General features: G+C 33.8%; 23 protein-coding genes. 5 read left to right on the top strand and 18 right to left on the bottom strand.

Going from position 1 to position 20,052, the window contains the following annotated elements; all coding sequences use genetic code 11:
- Nucleotides 1-14 precede the first annotated feature (14 nt).
- The 3 genes from wTKK_RS01325 to wTKK_RS01315 all read right to left on the bottom strand — a co-directional run bounded on the left by wTKK_RS01325 (nucleotide 15) and on the right by wTKK_RS01315 (nucleotide 2,087).
- A complete protein-coding gene (locus wTKK_RS01325; protein ID WP_407511646.1) occupies nucleotides 15-866 on the bottom strand; it encodes a DNA polymerase III subunit delta' in 852 nt (283 codons plus the stop codon).
- A gap of 17 nt (nucleotides 867-883) precedes the next feature.
- Nucleotides 884-1,471 (bottom strand): L-threonylcarbamoyladenylate synthase, encoded by a 588-nt coding sequence (locus tag wTKK_RS01320; protein WP_407511645.1) that lies wholly within the window; start codon nucleotides 1,469-1,471, stop codon nucleotides 884-886.
- Between the two features lie 145 nt (nucleotides 1,472-1,616).
- Nucleotides 1,617-2,087 carry a hypothetical protein gene (locus wTKK_RS01315; protein ID WP_407511644.1) on the bottom strand — a complete coding sequence of 157 codons (471 nt, stop codon included), beginning with the start codon at nucleotides 2,085-2,087 and terminating at the stop codon, nucleotides 1,617-1,619.
- A 75-nt stretch (nucleotides 2,088-2,162) separates the two neighbouring features.
- Here wTKK_RS01315 and miaA point away from each other — a divergent pair, with 75 nt between their 5' ends.
- On the top strand, nucleotides 2,163-3,047 hold the full coding sequence (gene miaA, locus wTKK_RS01310; RefSeq protein ID WP_407511643.1) for a tRNA (adenosine(37)-N6)-dimethylallyltransferase MiaA: 885 nt from the start codon (nucleotides 2,163-2,165) through the stop codon (nucleotides 3,045-3,047).
- Between the two features lie 197 nt (nucleotides 3,048-3,244).
- Here the strand turns inward: miaA and wTKK_RS01305 are convergent, their stop codons facing one another.
- The 5 genes from wTKK_RS01305 to wTKK_RS01285 all read right to left on the bottom strand — a co-directional run bounded on the left by wTKK_RS01305 (nucleotide 3,245) and on the right by wTKK_RS01285 (nucleotide 10,137).
- The gene (locus wTKK_RS01305; protein ID WP_407511732.1) at nucleotides 3,245-4,807 is read right to left on the bottom strand and encodes a Mur ligase family protein; all 1,563 of its coding nucleotides are present in this window, start codon (nucleotides 4,805-4,807) and stop codon (nucleotides 3,245-3,247) included.
- Nucleotides 4,776-6,008, bottom strand: a complete 1,233-nt coding sequence (gene metC / locus wTKK_RS01300; RefSeq protein WP_407511642.1) for a cystathionine beta-lyase — start codon at nucleotides 6,006-6,008, stop codon at nucleotides 4,776-4,778. Before metC ends, wTKK_RS01305 begins: the two co-directional genes overlap by 32 nt.
- An 11-nt stretch (nucleotides 6,009-6,019) precedes the next feature.
- Nucleotides 6,020-6,301 carry a BolA family protein gene (locus wTKK_RS01295; protein WP_407511641.1) on the bottom strand — a complete coding sequence of 94 codons (282 nt, stop codon included), beginning with the start codon at nucleotides 6,299-6,301 and terminating at the stop codon, nucleotides 6,020-6,022.
- Nucleotides 6,302-6,396: 95 nt separating this feature from the next.
- Nucleotides 6,397-8,307, bottom strand: a complete 1,911-nt coding sequence (gene dnaK, locus wTKK_RS01290) for a molecular chaperone DnaK (protein ID WP_407511640.1) — start codon at nucleotides 8,305-8,307, stop codon at nucleotides 6,397-6,399.
- 72 nt (nucleotides 8,308-8,379) lie between these two features.
- The gene (locus wTKK_RS01285; RefSeq protein WP_407511639.1) at nucleotides 8,380-10,137 is read right to left on the bottom strand and encodes an Rne/Rng family ribonuclease; all 1,758 of its coding nucleotides are present in this window, start codon (nucleotides 10,135-10,137) and stop codon (nucleotides 8,380-8,382) included.
- A gap of 148 nt (nucleotides 10,138-10,285) precedes the next feature.
- On the opposite strand from wTKK_RS01285, the gene rpmG reads away from it, so the two are divergent.
- Nucleotides 10,286-10,486, top strand: a complete 201-nt coding sequence (gene rpmG / locus wTKK_RS01280) for a 50S ribosomal protein L33 (protein ID WP_407511638.1) — start codon at nucleotides 10,286-10,288, stop codon at nucleotides 10,484-10,486.
- A gap of 939 nt (nucleotides 10,487-11,425) precedes the next feature.
- Nucleotides 11,426-11,614, top strand: a complete 189-nt coding sequence (locus tag wTKK_RS01275) for a hypothetical protein (protein WP_407511637.1) — start codon at nucleotides 11,426-11,428, stop codon at nucleotides 11,612-11,614.
- A gap of 471 nt (nucleotides 11,615-12,085) precedes the next feature.
- Here the strand turns inward: wTKK_RS01275 and wTKK_RS01270 are convergent, their stop codons facing one another.
- On the bottom strand, nucleotides 12,086-12,964 hold the full coding sequence (locus wTKK_RS01270; RefSeq protein WP_407511636.1) for a zinc ABC transporter substrate-binding protein: 879 nt from the start codon (nucleotides 12,962-12,964) through the stop codon (nucleotides 12,086-12,088).
- On the opposite strand from wTKK_RS01270, the gene wTKK_RS01265 reads away from it, so the two are divergent.
- Together wTKK_RS01265 and ubiB are read left to right on the top strand one after the other, a co-directional pair.
- Nucleotides 12,956-13,687 (top strand): metal ABC transporter ATP-binding protein, encoded by a 732-nt coding sequence (locus tag wTKK_RS01265; protein ID WP_407511635.1) that lies wholly within the window; start codon nucleotides 12,956-12,958, stop codon nucleotides 13,685-13,687. The genes wTKK_RS01270 and wTKK_RS01265 overlap by 9 nt on opposite strands.
- Nucleotides 13,684-15,117, top strand: a complete 1,434-nt coding sequence (gene ubiB, locus wTKK_RS01260) for a 2-polyprenylphenol 6-hydroxylase (protein WP_407511634.1) — start codon at nucleotides 13,684-13,686, stop codon at nucleotides 15,115-15,117. The genes wTKK_RS01265 and ubiB overlap by 4 nt, the downstream gene beginning before the upstream one ends.
- Before the next feature lie 194 nt (nucleotides 15,118-15,311).
- On the opposite strand, the gene wTKK_RS06205 is transcribed toward ubiB, so the two are convergent.
- The 9 genes from wTKK_RS06205 to wTKK_RS01220 all read right to left on the bottom strand — a co-directional run bounded on the left by wTKK_RS06205 (nucleotide 15,312) and on the right by wTKK_RS01220 (nucleotide 19,632).
- Nucleotides 15,312-15,428 (bottom strand): hypothetical protein, encoded by a 117-nt coding sequence (locus tag wTKK_RS06205; RefSeq protein ID WP_458695407.1) that lies wholly within the window; start codon nucleotides 15,426-15,428, stop codon nucleotides 15,312-15,314.
- A gap of 309 nt (nucleotides 15,429-15,737) precedes the next feature.
- Nucleotides 15,738-15,935, bottom strand: coding sequence for a hypothetical protein (locus tag wTKK_RS01255; RefSeq protein WP_068651400.1), 198 nt, complete (start codon nucleotides 15,933-15,935; stop codon nucleotides 15,738-15,740).
- A 23-nt stretch (nucleotides 15,936-15,958) separates the two neighbouring features.
- Nucleotides 15,959-16,372 carry a hypothetical protein gene (locus tag wTKK_RS01250; protein WP_407511633.1) on the bottom strand — a complete coding sequence of 138 codons (414 nt, stop codon included), beginning with the start codon at nucleotides 16,370-16,372 and terminating at the stop codon, nucleotides 15,959-15,961.
- 142 nt (nucleotides 16,373-16,514) lie between these two features.
- Entirely contained in the window at nucleotides 16,515-16,985 is a 471-nt protein-coding gene (locus wTKK_RS01245; protein WP_407511632.1) for a hypothetical protein, read from the bottom strand.
- 95 nt (nucleotides 16,986-17,080) lie between these two features.
- Nucleotides 17,081-18,028, bottom strand: coding sequence for a thioredoxin-disulfide reductase (gene trxB, locus wTKK_RS01240; RefSeq protein ID WP_407511631.1), 948 nt, complete (start codon nucleotides 18,026-18,028; stop codon nucleotides 17,081-17,083).
- Nucleotides 18,015-18,614: a peroxiredoxin gene (locus wTKK_RS01235; protein WP_407511630.1), complete on the bottom strand. Its 600-nt coding sequence runs from the start codon at nucleotides 18,612-18,614 to the stop codon at nucleotides 18,015-18,017. Before wTKK_RS01235 ends, trxB begins: the two co-directional genes overlap by 14 nt.
- A 129-nt stretch (nucleotides 18,615-18,743) precedes the next feature.
- A complete protein-coding gene (locus wTKK_RS01230; protein ID WP_407511629.1) occupies nucleotides 18,744-19,031 on the bottom strand; it encodes a hypothetical protein in 288 nt (95 codons plus the stop codon).
- Entirely contained in the window at nucleotides 19,028-19,156 is a 129-nt protein-coding gene (locus wTKK_RS01225) for a hypothetical protein (RefSeq protein ID WP_407511628.1), read from the bottom strand. Before wTKK_RS01225 ends, wTKK_RS01230 begins: the two co-directional genes overlap by 4 nt.
- A 230-nt stretch (nucleotides 19,157-19,386) precedes the next feature.
- Nucleotides 19,387-19,632: a hypothetical protein gene (locus tag wTKK_RS01220; RefSeq protein WP_407511627.1), complete on the bottom strand. Its 246-nt coding sequence runs from the start codon at nucleotides 19,630-19,632 to the stop codon at nucleotides 19,387-19,389.
- Nucleotides 19,633-20,052 lie beyond the last annotated feature (420 nt).

Here is a 20,052-nt window from a genome sequence, read left to right as displayed (position 1 = left end):
TTAGCAGAATTTTATCATAAATTTATGTTAAAAGTATTACATTTTTGTGTCATGATGTTAACTACATTAGCTAAAACATGCTTTTTATCTAAGCGAAATTGCTTTGCAGCAACGAAAAGTTCATCTATTTCTTTCCATTGACTTAGTAGAATTTCAACATTATTTACTTCTTTCTTTATACTTTCTAAAATGGAGGTTTGAATTATATGTGATGCTAGTTCTAGCTCAATCTCACTATTAATTATTTTATTAACTATATCAGAATTATTTAGATTACGGAAAAATGTATAAAAATTCTTATGTGACTCATAAGCACCACTGTTTATTGCATTTATTATTAGTCCCGGAGTTCCAGGAAACAAAGTAATGATCTCACTAAATATTTTAGTGTCGGATTTACACTGAGATGAAACAACCTGCTTTGTTTCATCGTAAGTTAATGGAAGTAAATTCAGCTGAAAACACCTACACCGGATGGTGGTTTGTATATCATATGGTTTATGGCTAATTATAAGTATTTTAGAATTTTGTGGCGGCTCCTCTAGTATTTTTAATATTGCATTTTTAGCGTTATTAGTCATTGACTCTAAGCTATCTATTATAGCTATTTTATATTCTGATTGAATGGGGCTTAAGTGCAAAAAGTTTTTCATTTCTCTCACCTTTTCCATTCCTATTGTATCACCTTCAACAATGTGTAAGTCTAATGCTACTTCATCGTAATTTTTTATAAGAAACCAATTAGAAAAGGATTTTGCGAATGTTGCTTTTCCTATACCTTTTTTACCACAGATCAGCCAAGATAGAATAGGCAAGTTGTTCATTATCTTTTTTTTTGCTTGGTTGTGGCCTATCACCTTTTTCATTCTTTCTCCTATAGATCTTAGTTTGAAAATTTGTTATTTATTGTTTGTAATGAAATTTTACCTTTTCTTAAAACTTGAATCTTCTCTCCAGTTAAGTCGATAATAGTAGATTCTATACCAGAAACTAATTCATCATCTTCAATTACTGCAGATAAGTGCTGCTTAATAGACTGAGGTATATCTCTTGCTTTGCATATACTTTTTTCTCCTGAAATGTTAATACTAGTTGCAACTACTGGAGTTTTTAGTTCATTTAATATTGAAATCACAATAGGATGATCAGGAATTCTTATGCCTATACTATCTTTAAAGAACTCATTTGGTAACATACTGTTATCTTGAAGTGGTAAAATATAGGTCACTGGTCCAGGAGAAAAATAGTTTATTAAATCGATATACTCTTGCTTTACCCTTGCTATACTTATCAAACTATCAATATTACTAACAAATATAGAGAGCGGCTTGTTTTGATAACGCTTTTTTATTCGGTATATTTTTTCTATTGATTCGTTACCTAGCGCATTACAAGAAAGAGCATATACTGTCTCTGTTGGAAAGCATGCTAACAAATTATTTTTTATTGCATCTATTACTTCAAACACCATATAACTAAATCATGTCTACAATAGCTCTAGGTTTACCTTTATCTCGCTATATGGTAGCAATCAAGATACCGAAATGGCTAGCACGCATCTGTTGTATACTTACAGTAAGTTTTATTAGCAACTGCTCGTTTTTACAACAGATTTACTACAATCCGAACTCCTCATTGATTTTATCGACTATCGTCTGTGGTGGATTATCTCCCCATCCTGAATATAAAATCTCTCCATAATCTGCAATATCTATAGAGCCAGTTCTACTTTTTGCCAGAAACATTTCTCTTTTATCTTTATCAATTAATGCATAGTGCCAAGCTGATCTTCCTCGATCTTTACCACGAACTAGATATACGAGATCTGATCTACTTCTTCTTGTTACATCAGCAAAGGATCTTTCGTTGATAGTTCTGCTTTTACTCTTTATGCCGCCACTTTCAGAAAAAGCTTCCTTGGCTTCAGCTTTTTTGTTTGCCAATTCAGAAATTTTTCCTTTTGCTCCAAGTGCATGTTCTTTGGTATTTTGAGATGAATACTTACTGGAAAAACCTCCTCTTGTCTCATTAGAAGCCCTATTTGTAAAACGCTTAGTAAACGAGCTATCGTTATCATTTTCTGCCATAAAAGTCTCCAAATTTTAGATTGTAGAATCCAAATTTTTACTACACCCTATCATAGGTTAGTTAAATTAATATAAATGAAAGATAATATAGTAATTATTACAGGAATTACAGCCTCAGGTAAATCAGAATTATGCGATAACTTGATAAAAAAGTATAAAAACATTAGCATAATAAACTGTGACTCAAAGCAGGTATACAGAGAGATTCCCGTAATTACTGCTCAACCACCAAAGCAGGAAGAATTTTATAGGCTATACGGTTATGTTTCAGCAAGAGAAAATTATTCCGTAGGTTTATGGCTAGAGGATTTAAAGAGGGAAGTTAACAACGCGCTGAAAAATTCACGAATACCCATCATCACTGGAGGAAGTGGGCTTTACATTAGCAGCTTAATCAAGGGATTATCATCGATTCCACAAATAAGCCAGGAAGTGAGAGAAAACGTAAATGAACTTAGGAAAAATTTAAGTAAAGAGGAATTCTACAAATTAGTGCTAAGCAAAGATCCAAGGATTCAAGGTAAAATATTTATTAATGACTCACATCGCCTCTCAAGAGCACTTGAAGTTATCACTGAAACTGGCAAGACAATCTTTGTATGGCAAAAAAATAGACAGCCTCCTTTGTTCAATAATTTTAAGGTATATACAATTCTACCTAAACGTGAGGATATATACCGAAAAATAAATTCTCGTTTTATTGAAATGGTTGAAAATGGAGCAATTGATGAAGTAAAAAACCTACTTAGCATGAACCCATCTCCACATTTGCCAGCTATGAAAGCACATGGAGTACCAGAAATTATAAGATACTTAAAAGGGGAGATTACTTTAGACGAAGTAATACAGATTGCTCAAACAAACACAAGGCATTATGCAAAACGCCAGTACACTTGGTTTAAAAATCAATTTCCGAATTCTCAAGTGACTGACTGTGCAAATAAATTGACAGAATTTTAGATATAATGAACTATATCACACAATATTTCATCCTCAATTTTTCTATATTCTCTCACTAATCTTGTAACCACAATCTCCACTTCCATATCCTTGTATAGCTCTTCTCATAATAGTAGGAACAAGATAAGATAGTTTTTAGTATAACAAGAAGGTAAAAATGCCAGCAGCGTACAGTTATGACTTAAGGAAAAAGCCATTCAGGAGTTGGATGAAGGAGAGAGCAAAACAGCAGTAGCAAATTTTTGGCCCTCTCTAATAACTTCAACATCACTAAATTCAAGGGATTGGCCTTCTATTATTTGGAATCTTTCATGTCCTTTTCCTGCAACTAGCAGAATCATATTTTCATCATGTGCTATATTTATACCTTTCTCTATAGCTTTTTTTCTATCTCCTATCTCCAGTGCATCAGGGCAATGTAACAAAATATCGTGACGAATTTTCCCCGGATCTTCATCACGCGGATTGTCATCTGTGACTATAACTTTACCTGCAAGCATTTGTGCTATTTTACCCATCTCTGCACGTTTTGTTTGATCACGATTCCCTCCACAACCGAACACTAGAACTATCTTTTTATTGAAGTGCCGTTTTAAAGACAACAGAGCTTGTTTGAGTGCACTTGGAGTATGAGCGTAATCGACAAATGCAAAAGTGTTCACTTTTTCCATTCTTCCAGGTGGAGAAGCGAGTTTATCTATACACATTCTTTGATAGTCCATACCCGATGAAATAACTATACCGATTGCACACAATAAATTATATGCTTGAAATTGCCCAAAAATCGGAAAAAATGCGTTATAAATTTCATCACCGATTTGAATTGTTAGGTATTGACCATTGGAAGTGGGTATCTGCTTTAATAAAGTAATGTCAGAGTTTTTTTTTCCATAGGTTATAACTTTGTTGCCACGCTTTTCAGCTATGTTGAGCAACTCTCCATATTCGCCTATATCTGCATTTAAAATCGCTGTTTTTTCTTTTGGCAATACCTCATCAAACAACCTTTTCTTGGCCTCAAAATACTCATCGATACTTTTGTGATAGTCCAAATGATCTTGAGAAAAATTAGTAAAAGCTGCAGCATTGAGCCTGAGTCCATGGATTCTATATTGATCGATTCCATGACTTGAAGCTTCTAATGCTAAGTGTTCTACGTTCTTATTATTTATGTCACGCAATGTGGAATAAAGATCATCTGCACTTGGTGTTGTAAGGCTATTATCTTTTCTATTATTATTGACACATGTTCCCAGTGTTCCTATAGACGCTGCATTATCTTGCCAAATCTGGCGACAAAATTCCACCACTGAAGTTTTACCATTCGTACCAGTTACAGCAGCAACATATTTAGGTTGTTTGAATTGATAAAACCTGCTGACTATTTTACTGTATATTCCTTGAGGTTCCGAGTGGTAAAGCACTGCAAAACTTGGAGTACTTGTCATTCCAGTTCTTGACACTGGAATCCAGTTTTCATTATACAATTGTCTAGTATTCTTGTTTACAATTAAATTTTCTGGATCCCAGTGTCTGAGCACTGGGATGACATCTTTCTTGGCCCCTTGTATTACAGGTTCTACACAGTTGTGTACACATCCACTAGGAAGACATGTTACGTGTTCTTTACTCCTTTCTGACACACAAACAAAAAGGTAACCTTCTTTAACTCTCTTAGGATTACATGTGACGCCTTTGATTTCAATGTCAAAGTCAGCATTTACAATATTATGCAGTAGCTCTTTCAGTCTCACAATCATCTTTAACACTTGAACATGGCAGTCTTACTAATGCAGTATTCAAGTCAAAAATCAAATCTTCAGGATCTTCTAGTCCGAAAAATATTCGCACAAAACTTCCACCATAATCTGAATTCATTACAGATCTTGAAGTAGATCTATGGTCTATTGGTAATATCAAACTGTCACATCCTCCCCAAGAAGCACCGATGCCGAAAATTTTCATTTGATCAACCATGCAGCCTAGTTCTTCACATGAATATTCTCTATCGAGTACTATACTAAATACGCTACTTGCCCCTTTGAAATAACTTTTCCATAATTCATGTTGAGGATGGGAGGGAAGCGCTGGATACAAAACTCTTTTGATTTTTGGATGTTTTTCCAGCCATTTTGCCACTTGCATTGCTGTACTTTGATGCTTCCTCATGCGTGTTTGCAGTGTTCTAAGTCCCCTGTGTGCAAGGTAACAGTCATGCGATTGAATGGTGACTCCATAATTTTTATGGCTCTCATAAAGCAATTTAAAAGTTTCACCTTCAGCAACCACAGCTCCCATCACTAAATCTGAGTGACCAGCTAGATACTTTGTCACCGCATATAGTGAAATATCAATTCCATAATCAAGCGGCTTAAACAACAAAGGAGTGGCCCATGAATTGTCACAAACGGTTACGATTCCACGTTCTTTAGCAACTTTTACTATATGCTCTATATTTGAAATCTCAAACGTTATAGAGCCAGGAGTCTCAATCATGATGAGTGAAGTATTACTCTGAACTAAATCAGTTATATCCTGTGTAGGATTATAAAAAGTTACTTCTACTCCTCTTTTTGGTAGTTCATTTTCAGCAAATCTCTTTAGCCTATAATAACTATTATCTTGTATCAGGACATGTGAACCTGCTTTAGTGAAAGTCAAAATAGCAAAAGTAATTGCAAATAATCCAGAAGGGTAGATGAGTGCTCGTCCCCTACCCTCAATTTCAGCCAGTGCATTTGAAAAATAATGAACAGTAGGCGTACCAACATTACTATAGCTGTAATCCCTTGCAACACCATCATTGATCACATCATATATACTCTCCCCATCCGCTGCACTTAAGTAATCCTTGTAAGTAGGAAATAATATGGTAGAAGAATGATAAACTGGTGGATTCATCGACCCTTTATAGTCATTAAATTTTCTTCCTGCTTTAACTAATAAAGACTCTTCTCTCATGTTTCTACCACTTATTTTTTTAAATTATATTCACTTTGCGTATATAAGTTAAGAGAAATCGCATGTACTCGTTCTATTTCACTCTTTAATAATTCATAGATCAATTTATGCCTCTTTAAAGAGCTCATTCCAGAAAAGTCGTTAGATATTAATACTAATTTGATATGTGAAGGTAGTGTCGAAGAAGAAGAAAAATAATGATCTACATGCTTTGCTGATTCATCGATAATATTAATATCAATTACACCTATTGAATCGCGTAATTTTTCTTCTATTGTCTTAGTAATATCCACAATAGCTCCTTTAAGCAACAATACAGTATAGTCTTCCTCTTGTCATTCGAGCTTCAAAAACTGAGATGACAAGAAGAGTGATACAGCAATCACAATTACTTATTTTTCTCTTTATTATCCATGTCTTGATAATCAGAATCTACTACTTTTTCTTCCTCATTATTTGTTGTAGACGAGCTTTCTCCACCTTGTTGTTGAGATTCCTTATACATAGCTTCTCCAAGTTTCATAGATAACTGAGAGAGGTTAGTAACTTTCTGTTGTATTGAATCAGCATCATCAACGTTGTCAGATTTACTCACTTCCTTTAACTCATTAACTGCATTTTCAATAGCAGATTTATCTTCTGGAGAAATTTTATTACCATATTCTGTCAGAGATTTTTCTGTAGAATGAACTAAACTATCCGCTTGATTCTTCACTTCAATAAATTTCTTACGCTTTTCATCTTCCTGTGCTTTTTCCTCAGCTTCTCTTACCATCCGATTTATTTCATCCTCCGATAAACCACCTGAAGACTGAATACGTATTTTTTGCTCTTTTCCAGTAGCTTTATCCTTTGCAGAAACATGCGCTATTCCATTTGCATCTATATCAAACGTCACCTCAATTTGAGGAACCCCGCGAGGAGAAGGTGGTATTCCTTCTAAACTAAACTGACCAAGTAGTTTATTATCAACCGCCAATTTTCTTTCACCTTGATGCACCTTAATTGTAACAGCTGTTTGGTTATCATCTGCAGTTGAAAATACCTGAGACTTTTTAGTAGGAATAGTAGTATTACGTTCAATAAGCGGAGTGAACACTCCCCCTAGAGTTTCAATACCAAGAGAAAGTGGAGTTACGTCAAGTAGTAAAACATCTCTTACATCACCTTGAATGATTCCCGCCTGTATTGCAGCTCCAATTGCTACAACTTCATCAGGGTTAACCCCTCTATGTGGATCTTTGCCAAAGAACTCTTTAACTTTCTCTATGACTTTTGGCATACGAGTCATGCCACCAACAAGAACTACTTCACCAATTTGACTAGCAGATAAACCAGCATCCTCAAGAGCTTTTTTGCAAGGAATTATAGTCCTTTCAATTAAATCATTCACTAAACTTTCAAGCTTTGCTCTTGTTAGCTTCATATTTAAGTGTTTTGGGCCACTTGCATCAGCTGTAACAAAAGGTAGATTTACTTCCGTTTCCATTGCACTTGACAACTCTACCTTTGCTTTTTCTGCAGCTTCTTTGATTCTTTGCATAGCCATTGGATCGTTTTTCAAATCAATGCCATTACTTTTCTTGAACTCACCCAGCAAATAATTTACCACTTCATTATCGAAGTCTTCCCCTCCAAGGTGAGTATCACCATTTGTAGCCTTTACTTCAAAAACTCCGTCACCTATTTCAAGAACTGAAACATCAAATGTACCACCACCAAGATCATACACCACTATTGTGTGTCCGTGCTTTTTATCAAGACCATAAGCAAGTGCTGCAGCAGTTGGTTCGTTAATTATTCTGAGGACATTTAATCCAGCAATTTTTCCTGCATCTTTTGTTGCTTGACGTTGAGAATCATTGAAGTACGCCGGCACTGTTATCACAGCATCCTTTACTTCTTCCCCAAGATAAGCCTCAGCTGCTTCTTTCAGGTTTTGTAGTATAAATGCACCAATTTGACTAGGAGAGTATTCTTTACTATCAGTTGTTTTAACCCATGCATCACCATTTTTTGCTGCAAATACCTTATACGGTACACCTAGATTCTTCATTTCAGGATCGCTATATTGGCGACCTATCAATCTCTTAGTTGCAAAAAAAGTATTATTTGCATTGGTAGTTGCTTGCCTTTTTGCTGGAGCACCAATCAACCTTTCTCCAGATGCAGTAAATGCAACCATAGACGGAGTAGTTCTTGCCCCTTCTTTATTCTCGATTACTTTTCCATCCTTGCCTTGCATTATTGCAACACAAGAATTTGTTGTTCCAAGATCTATACCTATTGCTCTTCCCATAATGAATACTCCCTTTTAAATATTACTGATGTAAAGTATATAAGTATAAAACTCGTTAATTACAAGTCCAGTTTAGTTGTTAGAGCCCAAAAGGCGCGAAAGCCATTTAGTTAACCAAAAGTTGCCCGGTAGTTTATCTGAACTACCAGCTTCTTTATCCCTGCTATTCACAATTTGACATCCAGAATTCTGCAATGGCTTATAATCATTAAAATTAATATGGTCTCCTTGCTTTAAAATAAATGTATCTGCATCTAAACTATTATCAATACTAACATTTAATGTAACATTGAACTCTTTTTCGATTGTAGAAACCATATCACGCTTATTATTAAAAATGTGCGCTATAACTGTACTGCGTGCTATTAAATCAAAGGACTTATTTTGATTTTTATTAGCAATATGTTGCAAATCCCTTAGTATCGATGCAACAACCACTTCGTTTGATTTCACTCTTCCAATACCTTTACATCGTGAGCACTCTGTAGTATTAATTTCCTGTATATTTGGTTTAATTCTTTGTCTTGAAAAGACCATTAAACCAAAGTCATTGATAAAGCTAAATTGAACTTTAGCTCTATCATCTTTAAACGCCTGCTTGATAGCAAATTCAACATTTTTGCAATACTCAAGTTTCAACATGTCAATAAAATCAACAACTATTAACCCTGACAAGCCCCTGAGATTCGCTTGCCTTGATATTTCAGATAATGCCTCCATATTAGTTCTATAAGCTGTTTCTTCTATGTTATCTTCTCCTGTCATTTTCCCTGAATTTACGTCTATTGAAACAAATGCCTCAGTTAAGGTTATCACCAAAGACCCACCAGATGGTAATTCTACCCTATTGCTATATAATTCAGAAATTTGATCTTCGACTCGATAGTAAGTAAAGATTGGAACAGAACCTCTATATAATCTAGGACGTAATCTTCCTTGTAACACATTTTTAGTGTATTTTCTTACTGCTTCACAAACTTCTCTATCAGACACTATAATTTCTGTATCATTACTACAAAAGTCACGTACAGATCTCATAACTACATCTGCTTCGTTGTAAATTAATGATGGAACATTTAAAGAAGAGAAGTTTTGCTGAATATCTTGCCATAATAAGGCCAAATTATCGTAATCTTGCTCAATTTCTTTCTTACTTTTTCCTGCACCAACAGTTCTTACTATTAAACCTGAGCCTTTTGGTAAATTTATTGAATTTAATATATCCTTTAACTGTTTTCTAACGTTGGTATCTTCAATTCTGCGAGATACTCCACCCCTACTTATGGAATTGGGCATGAAAACACAGTATCTACCGACCAAAGTTACGTATGTTGTAAATGAAGCTCCTTTATTTCCTCGTTCTTCTTTAGTTAATTGAACCAATAACTTTTGATTTACTGAAATCACATCTTGTAACTTATATTTTCTATGTAAAGGTACCTCCCTCACAAAACCACTGCTAGATTCATTACTAGCTGTAGAATCTAGGCCTTCTTCTGTGCAATTATCATTTAAACAGTCCACACCGCTCGAATAGCCTTCGTCAGGGAAAATTTCCTTCTCTTTTTCTGGAATATTAAAGTAATTTAGAGATATCTCAGAAAAAGACAAAAAACCTTGCTTATTTTTTCCATACTCAATGAACACGGCCTGCAAAGCAGGCTCTATACGCTTTACATAAGCAACGTATATATTACCTCTCAGTTGTCTTTTTTCCTTGAATTCTTGTTCAAACTCTACAACCCTACCATTAACTAGTAGGGCAACCCTTACCTCGTTAGAACAGGTAGTACTTTCTATCAATAATAACCTTTTGCCATCACTCGCCACTTATTTACCGTCTGCTCTTCATTCTGAAACGTTCTTATACTACTTAATGTATTATTGATTGTCAAGAATTTTGCGATCTGCATTATTGGGTTGACTTTCAGTGTTTTGCGTTCTAAGCTTGCATAGAATTTATTATATCACTACAATTATGGCGAAAAAAAATGCTTCTTTCCTTGTCAAGCTAGTTAGCACCGCAACCAAAACAACAAAAGCTGGAGAAGAGAAACTAACAGGCTATTTTTGTGTAAAAAAACGTAATCCTAAGAACCTTCCCAAGAAGCTCGAGTTTAGAAAGTATGACCCAGTGGTCAGAAGACACGTATTATTTAAAGAAGAAAAATTAAAGTAAGTATATTACCATGCAAAGCTTACAGCTAAAAGGGGTGTAGCTTGTTGCTCACTAGTTATACTATTTTGCATTAGAGAAAGTCTGTTTGAGGTTTTGAAAGATTACGGTAACTTGTACAAGTTACGGGGATTGAGCAACCTGAATAAGGGCTGAAGATGGTAGCGTTTTTGTCCTGATCTTGCTTCTTATTGCTTAAATAGAAAAGAGTCACTAGAAAGCTTGGCAAGTGTAGAAGTTTTAGTATAAATTTACTTTTTTTTTTCATGTACACTAAAGGTACTAGCTAGGCTACTTCTTTTTATTTAAAAAAATTACCCACAGTATTATGTATAAATGCACATAATTGTATTTCTTATAGTATGTTCTTACTAAAGAAGTCGAAAGTGCCCCTATAAAAATTAAAGGTCAGTTATCAACAACTTAGTTCTTCAATTTGTTAAATAAGACTTGATCTGACACTTTAAATGATCCAGATAGTCTACATACCATCACACTCTGTGACCATATACTTAGAGGTTGTTCACAAACTTTTGAATTCTTTTGTTAAACTTTTACAGAAAAAATTGCTTGCGCATATTTTAAATCTGACTATAACCATGTTCCGAGAGCTCAAAGTCTATCTTTATCCGCAGACTTTTTTTTCATTAAAAAATGTGGCGTATCTTCTTCAGCGTACGTGGGTGCACACACATACTTAATCTCTGTCTTATGTGCGCCACACTTTTTTTTTTCTAATCTTTTTTTTTACACAGGAGGATTTTATGTCCAGAATGCCAGATACTTGATCTTTACTTTAGCTAAAAACCAATAGGCTCCTATGGTTTTTATAAAGAAAGTTTAGAAAATAACCAAAAACCACTTGCCATAAAAAGTAACTATATCAGCATAATATTCACATTTATATGTTAATATAGATATAATAAGATTAAGGAGTATATTATGGTAAAATTTATACAAGATTCTGCTTCATTGACAATGCATGGTGTTGATTTACTTAATTTGTGCCACAGACAGTGTGAAAATAAATACGAGGGTAATGATTTATTGACAAAAATTAATAGATCTTGGTGTAAGGCTGACTGTAATAGAAAATTAAAAGCTCCTGAACACCATTCACCAGAAAAGTAATACTTAGTGAACAGTTAACAGATATTGCAAGTAATATCCGTTTTGAGAGCATAAAATTATCGCTTATACCAGATGAAATAGACAATTACAATTCAATGTCTTTTTAATTAGAGTAAAAGAAGATATTGGTTATCTTCTTTTTTTTATACGATTATTTCTATAATTAACTACTTGAAATTAAGTTCGTTCAGGCAAGATAATTATGAGTAAAAACAGCAGATGCAAGTAGCTGGCACACAGCTGTACGAGCATTCATTTTTGAGGGCATAGCAAATGGTGTCATTCAAGTAGCTGACATTGGCTTGCCCTAATCTCATCAAGAACGTTGCCCTTTAACATAATATTTTTATAATTACCAACTTAACTGAATCCCAGACTGGGATGATACACTTCTGGTAGATAATGTCGGTATAGTTGTGATTGGAATAGAAAGCACTAAGTTTGCAATGCTATCTGAATAGATAAAAGAACTCATTGCTCAGTGAAACAAGACTTGAAATTTTGTGCAATGCTGCTGATTATATCTAGATATGCATCCTTTCCAGGCTCTACATCTGATCCAACAGGATCAAGAATCACCATTTTTACGTCACTAGAAAAGACATTAGGCTTTATGCTATCCTCTCGTGAATGAGAAACAATACATTTAACGTTTTCCTCTTTCATTACCTTTTTTAATTTCATTAAACTCTTCATACCTATGTAAGAATCTTCTTCTATAGAAAGAATGGCGCTTGGGTAACTTAAATCGAAATATTTTTCGAAATATTGATAAGCATCGTGAGTAACTATATATTTTTGATTTTTTAACTCATCCAATTCTTTCGTAATTTTTTCTACTTCTTGATCTATCTTTCTTATAGCCTCCTCTGCGTTATTATTGTATCGATAGGCATTTTCTTTATCTATATTAGATAATGTTGCACTGATAGAAAGTATCATACTTTTTGCATTTTCAGGACTCAGCCAAATATGCAAATCTTTTTCATCTTGAATGTGACTAGAAAATGAATGTGGTCGAGCAGGAAGTAGATCGATTGCACTTGATAGCGGTATTAACTTCTTATTTTCTTTAGCGAAAGTTTTAATGAATGTTTCCAAAGAATCGTCGATATAAAATATAATATTACTAGATTCTAATTTACTTGCGTCTGAAGGCCTGAGCATGTAGTTATGTTCAGACACTACTTCGTACATTAGTAGTTCTGGCTTTGAAATTCCATCTGTAACAGAAGCTACAAGTGAGTGTATAGGTTTGGTTGTAGCTACAATTTTTAAATTGGATGAAAAGGCACTATTGTAGTATAATGTAAATAAAAGTAATAGAAAAAAAAACAGTAAATGTCTCATATAAATGTTGAGAAGAAGTCAATTTTTGCCAAAAAACTAAGTAGTGTCAATAACTGCATTCTAAAAATAGAAAACCTTACTCTTTCATACGGTAATAAAAAAGTTCTTGATAACATCAACATATCAGTACAAAGAGGAGATATAGTTACAATACTTGGTCCAAATGGCGGAGGTAAAACCTCTTTAGTGAAAGCAGTTGCTGGTATAAATAAAGGTTTTATTGGCAGTATTGTATTCGCTGACAATATAAAAATTAGCTATATGCCACACAATTTTAGTATTGGTAATTTGATGCCAATAACAGTTGAGTATTTCCTTTTCAATAGCTCCTCGAAGAAATTGAAGAAAAATCAAACCATTGTTACAGAAGCAATAGAATTGGTTGGTATCGGTAACATCCTAAAAAATCAAGTATTAGAAATCTCTGCAGGACAAACACAATTACTGCTGCTTGCACGCTGTTTAATTTCAGAATCTGATTTGATCATTTTAGATGAGCCAGTCAGTGCAATGGATATTGACGCACGAGCTAAATTTTATGATATTATAAATAAGATCGCAAAAGAACGATCAGTATCGATTCTCATGACTTCTCATGACCTTAACTCTGCTCTAACGTCCTCAGATTATGTAATTTGCATAAATAATACTATCTATTATCAAGGTAAACCTGATGAGATTATGGAGATAAATGAAATATTTGGCAGCTACGCAGCGAAATGATTCAAAATATTCTACGTCTTCTGCAAATAACTACAGTGCTAACACGCTACAATGTGTTACCTTATTTACTTCCACCATCAAAAAAATCAATAAATAAAATACAAGGTCATAAACTAAAGCGTGCTCTTGAAAGATTAGGTCCGGTGTTCATTAAATTTGGGCAATCCATTTCATCACGCACTGATATTTTAAATGAGGACATAACAAATAACTTGCTATTGATATGTGATAGATTGCCATCATTTTCCTATAAAATAGCAGTTAAAACTATAGAAAGTGAGTTTAATTGTAAATTAAGCGACATTTTTTCAAGTTTTTCTGAAAAGCCAATTGCAGCAGCATCAATTTCTCAAGTGCATAGAGCAGTTACGACTGCAGGTAAGGAAGTTGCTGTAAAGGTTTTAAGGCCAAATATTGAGAAAACATTCTCAAGGGATATAAAAATGCTTTCTTGGCTTGCAGAAATTGCAGAAAAATTTAGTGAACAATCAAAAAGGCTGAAGCCAGTTGAATTAGTCAAAACTTTTGCTGAAATTTGCCGATTAGAGTTAGATCTACGTTTTGAGGCTGCCCACTCTTCGGAACTGAAGGAAAATACTAAACATGACAGAGATTTCTACGTACCTGAAATAGATTGGAGTAGAACTTCAAAAAAGGTTTTAACATTAGAATGGATGGAAGCTATACCAATATACGAAGTTGAAAAGCTGAATAACCGAAAGCAAATAGCTATCAAGCTTATAGAATCTTTTTGTAATCAGGTATATAGGGATTGTTTTTTTCATGCTGATATGCATCCTGGAAATTTAATGATCGATAGTAATAACAATATTATTGCCCTGGATTGTGGAATCATGGGTAGAATAGATCGTGAGACATGCTATTACGTTATAGAGATACTCAAAGGCTTTTTAAATAGGGATTATGATCACATTGCAAAAATGCACTTTAGAGCCGGTTATGTTCCATCACAGCATAGAAATTTTGTTACAGCTTGCAGAGCAATAGGTGAGCCCATTGTTGGACAGCCTATACAGAAGATTTCATTTGCTCGATTACTTACTCAGCTATTAAAAATCACTGGTGATTTTGATATGAAAGTTCAAACACAATTGTTATTGCTGCAGAAAACTATGATTTTATTAGAAGGAACATGTAGGAAAGTCTATCCAGAAATCAATATGTGGAAAGTAGTTGAAACATGGATAAACAGTCAACATGAAAGTAAAATAGGGTATAGGGAAAAAATTAAAATCTCTTATCCCATCAAAACAATCCAAGGAATATTTAGCCTTATAGAAAAATTAAACCTAATAGCTGACAAAAAATTACAGGTGAAAAATAAATCAAATGGAAAAGCCTACTTTTTACTTTGGTCTGTAATTATAATTCTCATCGTTAAATTTTTAATTTCTCAAACTAAAAGATAATAAAAGCAAGTTTACAACAACTATTTAAGTCTTGAAACCACTCAGGTTCACATTCACACGAATTATCAAGGTATTTTCAGAATGTATAAAACTTTCAGTAGAGTTTAGAGAAGAAGTAAAAACCTTAACTCTATCTCAAACTGATAACATTACTAAATTCATTGCTTGTCACATCACTCAGTACTTTACTTGCTTTATATGAAAAGTAGCACCCAATTGCAATGAAACAGAGCAGCTACAGCAAGTGAAATACATATTTCTAAACTAGATATTGTTAAACATGTACCAATAGCAAACTCTCCAGATAACACAAAAGAAGCAGAGGCATAGTTACTTTGCCTTCTGTTATAAATGTTTGCTTCTGAAAGTTTTCTGTTTTTGTTCTTTAAGTCTTGATTTTGAACTTGAAGTTCTAATCTCTCTTGCCAAAAATCCCTTTCTAACTGTGAAATTTTGTTAGTGTCTCTTGTTCTTTCACTTACGGCCTTATTCAGCTCTTGCTCTTTTTTTCTAAGTTGAGTTTTTGTTCTTTCAAACTCATCTCTAAGGTTTTCAAGTTTACTTTTTTCTCTAGTAAGTCGAGCCTTTGTTCTTTCAAGTTCATTTCTAAGGTTTTCGAGCTACTGCAACTCTTGAGAAATAAACTCATCGTTTATTGCTGGTTGAACATTATATGTATTTGCTACAGGTTGCTCTGCACTTGTAGGAAATTTTTCATTTAGATATTCTCTGACAGGATTAAAACTTTTAAGCACCTCAATAACAATTTGATCATTCATAAAGCAATTATCTTCTACTAATTCTTTTACATCATCCAAATCTTTTCTATTAATAGCATTAGTTAATCGCTCCTCATAACTTGCTCAATGATTTGCTTCAATCGTGAATTTTGCTCTATAGCTGGTATTGGCTTTATTTGACTAAAATCTAGCTCCTTATGTTTTAAAAGTTTAGTCAATACTTCCTCGTTATCTTGTGTTGTTCCTTGTAAACGTGATTTGATAATCAGGCTAAATGGTATTTCTATTTCTCCATTGAAATTTCTTTTCCAGCAATTAGGGTTGAAATCTTGATTCAATAGTCTTTTTGCTTGGTCAATATTTCTACCAGAAATAGCATTCAATAATTCTTTTCCTGTTTGTGCTTTTTCAAATTCTAATTTTATTATGTTCTCAAATCCTCTTGCAATAAGATCTGTAGGAACTTTATTTTGACAATTTTTAATGTCAGTTTTTACATCTGGGTGTGTGAGCAATATTTTCACTATATCTATAGCTGCAGTCTGGCAAGCAATATGTAAGGCAGTATTTTTTTTGTATTAAGAATGTTTTTACTTCTTCCTTCACTCCATCATATCCTTCTCTCAAAAATATATATTTACTATCTTCTGATAATCCTCAATCGGTAGTAAAGAGTATAGGAGAAACTTCGTCATCTTTCACTAAACTTTCATCATTACAATAGATGTAATAATTACCACTTTGTTTCACCATTTCTCTTCCATAGTGTTCAAAAATTACATTCCCTTGATCATCTTTCTTTTGCCTTTTTTCATAAACAGGTTGCTCGCTTTGAACATTTATATTTATACTTCTTTTTTGTATAAGCAATTTAGCCATGTCTTTTAATGCAGTCTGATTATTGCTAACGTTGTAAATGTTAGCAATAGACATCAAAAGTGTCATGCCTTCTTCATTAAACGTATTAACATTCGCACCTTCTTCCAGAGTTCGCTCAAAATCTCCTAGATTTTCATCATAAATAGCCTCAAATAATTTTGTTGTTGATTGTCCTGAAGTTGTTTGATTTTGAGCTCGTAATCCTACATCACTAATAACCCCTCTTCCAAAATCTACATTACTTCTCAAAAGCATACTAAATTCTCTCCAACCTATAATTTATTGACATAATTATAAAAAAGAAAGAAAATTGCAAGTAATTTAGTTAAAAATTTTAGAATTAATCATGATTCCAAAAACTTTTCCGCATCAAGTGCAGCCATGCACCCTGTTCCTGCGGCAACTACTGCCTGGCGATATACCTTATCTTGAACATCACCAGCAGCAAACACCCCTGCCCTACTGGTTAGAGTTGTTCCAGGCTTCGTAATTATATAAGCTTGCTGATCCATTTCAACAAAGCCCTTAAAAATACCTGTATTTGGTGCATGCCCAATTGCAATGAACACTCCATCTACTTTCAATTCCTGGGTTTTATTGATGTCTGTCGATTTAATTGTAATGCCAGTAACTTTGTTAGGATTTTCTTCTCCAAGAATCTGCTCTACGGCATGATTCCATACTACCTTTATCTTATCATTTTTAAAGAGCCTGTCTTGCATTACTTTCTCTGCTCTTAACTTATCACGCCTGTGTATCAGTATAACTTTCTTAGCAAATCGAGTTAAAAATATTGCTTCTTCAACAGCAGTATTTCCACCACCAACCACAGCTACAACTTTATTTCTAAAAAATGCACCATCACAAGTCGCGCACGCCGAGACTCCGTAACCTTGAAATTTCTTTTCACTCTCCAGGCCAAGCCACTTCGCTTGCGCACCAGCTGCAATTATAATTGCATTCGAATAGTAGTCACTAGCATTACCACAAGATCTAAATCTATACTCATTAGAATCCTCAAGTTGTTCAACGCTTTTTATTTCGTCATCTATTATCCTTGCCCCCACCTTCTCTGCATGCAACCTCTTTTGTTCCATGAGTTCTGGACCTTGTATAGAAATAAAACCTGGATAGTTTTCAACATCCGTAGTAATTGTAAGCTGACCACCAGGTTGCATTCCTGTTACTACAATTGGCTCTAAATTTGCACGTGCTGCATATATAGCAGCAGCATAACCCGCTGCTCCAGATCCAATAATAAGAACTTTTGTACTCAATTTATAATTCTGCACTGTGTGAGTTTAGATAATCAGCCACTCCTTCGTCGCTCGCCTGCATTGCTGGCTTACCTTTCTTCCACCCTGCTGGACATACTTCACCATGCTCTTCATTATGTTTTATTGCATCAATTATTCTAATAAACTCATCGATATTACGCCCTAAAGGAAAATCATTTATCGATTGATGACGTACAACAAACTTATCATCAATAACAAAAGTTGCTCTTAGTGCAATTGAGTCATCATATAAGACCCCATAGTCTCTCGATATAGACTTTTTGATATCAGACACTAAACTGTAGCTAACCTCTCCAATGCCACCATCATTAACTGGAGTGTTTCGCCATTTATAGTGTGAAAATTTTGAATCTATACTTATTCCTATCACTTCAACATTACGTTTTGAAAAATCTTCTATTTTGTTGCTAAATGATATCAACTCAGTTGGACAGACAAAAGTAAAATCAAGTGGATAGAAAAAAAGGACAGCATACTTATCCTTTATATGTTTACTTAAACAGAAATCATCAACTATTTTTCCACTAGCAAGAACAGCCGAAGCAGTAAAATCGATAGCGGATTTTGTTATAAGATTCATAACTAACCTATTCATTCTTAATATTTATAATTTTATACCTTGATACATTTACATGCAAGTTTTCTTTAGCCCCAATCTTATAAAAACTTCCTCTGATGGCTGTAAAAATGTTATGATAAGAGCTAATTTTCATGAGTAGGAAAACACCCAAATATTACTATCTTTCACCTTTTCTCCCTTGAAATTTTTAACCATTTCTTTTACACTTACATTCGTGGAAGGTAAATTTTTGCTGGCAAGATGATTGATCGAAGATTTTTTATTTCCTACTGGAAATGAACGAGATTGTTTTCTCTTCACACTGATATCCGTTTGTGTTACTGAAGCAGTTTTGTTTTCAGCAGGCAACACGTTCTTTACTTTATTTCGCTCAAATCTTTCTTTTAATGCCTTTACTTTACTATTCTCGCGAGTCACTTCTTTTTTTTCATAGCAAATACTAGTACCTTTGGTCCATCAGCTTTTTTTTTTGCTGATTCTTTACCATCTTGATTTTCAGATTTTAGTGGTAGTGTAGTGTTACTCTCAGCTGATTTTTCCACTACTATTTTTTGCTCTGTGCTTACTTTTTCGCCTAAATCTTTAGGCTTTGGTGGTACTGCAGGTTTATCTTTTTTTTTCGGTTCTTGTCTAATTTTGATTGATAGTAAATATTTTCTCTGGTACTAGTGGTACTCTTGGTGGTGCAAGAGATTGAAGTTGTTGTTTCTTCCCATGTTCTCTTTTGCTTCTATATGTTCTTTAGAGATTGTTGCATAAGTCGGCTCCTCTGTTAAAGATTTACTTTTTTTTCCTCTTGATAATTTGATATTTCTTCATACTCAGGATCTTCGTTTAATGAAACTCCATAACCTGAATCTTCTTGCTCATATGAGAGATTTTTCTTTTGCTGTCTATTTTCTAAATTTATTCCATATGACCTATATTTATCTTGACTTCTTTCTATTCGCTCTAAATATGAAATTTTTTGAATAACATCTGTATATTCGATTGCTGTTCTAGCAGTTGAAGGAGGCAATTTATCTTTTATAAAATTACTGATATTCCTAATCGAACATCTCTTCCTAATATTCTATTGAATATCCTAAGAATTAATGGCTTTTTATTTGCCTTCTTTACACAATTATTCAAGTCATCACGTATAACAAGCTTAGCTACATCTTCTGCCTTATCTGTAAAACCCTCTAAAGCATGAGACAGATCTGTTACTGTTTTATAACATTTTTCCTCTAGATTCCTAGATTTATAGCTTTAATCAGAGAATCAAGATTTTTTTATAATCCTCACTTTTAAATGGATCATACATACTAATTGTAGTAGTTCATTGAGATATAGATCTAAAATATTAAGATCTAGTGAATATTACTTTTCTAGTTCATATATAGCTATAGTTATATGGCGATAATGCGTAGCAGAATAACGATTTTGTCATTCTAGT

Source organism: Wolbachia endosymbiont of Trichogramma kaykai (assembly GCF_045765165.1).
GTDB lineage: Bacteria > Pseudomonadota > Alphaproteobacteria > Rickettsiales > Anaplasmataceae > Wolbachia.
This window is presented reverse-complemented; position numbering and strand designations above follow the sequence as displayed.

Coding starts and splice junctions, on each gene's coding strand:
- wTKK_RS01325 (WP_407511646.1), bottom strand. CDS start 866: ATGAAAAAGGTGATAGGCCACAACCAAGCAAAAAAAAAGATAATGAAC.
- wTKK_RS01320 (WP_407511645.1), bottom strand. CDS start 1,471: ATGGTGTTTGAAGTAATAGATGCAATAAAAAATAATTTGTTAGCATGC.
- wTKK_RS01315 (WP_407511644.1), bottom strand. CDS start 2,087: ATGGCAGAAAATGATAACGATAGCTCGTTTACTAAGCGTTTTACAAAT.
- miaA (WP_407511643.1), top strand. CDS start 2,163: ATGAAAGATAATATAGTAATTATTACAGGAATTACAGCCTCAGGTAAA.
- wTKK_RS01305 (WP_407511732.1), bottom strand. CDS start 4,807: ATGATTGTGAGACTGAAAGAGCTACTGCATAATATTGTAAATGCTGAC.
- metC (WP_407511642.1), bottom strand. CDS start 6,008: ATGAGAGAAGAGTCTTTATTAGTTAAAGCAGGAAGAAAATTTAATGAC.
- dnaK (WP_407511640.1), bottom strand. CDS start 8,307: ATGGGAAGAGCAATAGGTATAGATCTTGGAACAACAAATTCTTGTGTT.
- rpmG (WP_407511638.1), top strand. CDS start 10,286: ATGGCGAAAAAAAATGCTTCTTTCCTTGTCAAGCTAGTTAGCACCGCA.
- wTKK_RS01275 (WP_407511637.1), top strand. CDS start 11,426: ATGGTAAAATTTATACAAGATTCTGCTTCATTGACAATGCATGGTGTT.
- wTKK_RS01265 (WP_407511635.1), top strand. CDS start 12,956: ATGTCTCATATAAATGTTGAGAAGAAGTCAATTTTTGCCAAAAAACTA.
- wTKK_RS01270 (WP_407511636.1), bottom strand. CDS start 12,964: ATGAGACATTTACTGTTTTTTTTTCTATTACTTTTATTTACATTATAC.
- ubiB (WP_407511634.1), top strand. CDS start 13,684: ATGATTCAAAATATTCTACGTCTTCTGCAAATAACTACAGTGCTAACA.
- wTKK_RS01235 (WP_407511630.1), bottom strand. CDS start 18,614: ATGAATCTTATAACAAAATCCGCTATCGATTTTACTGCTTCGGCTGTT.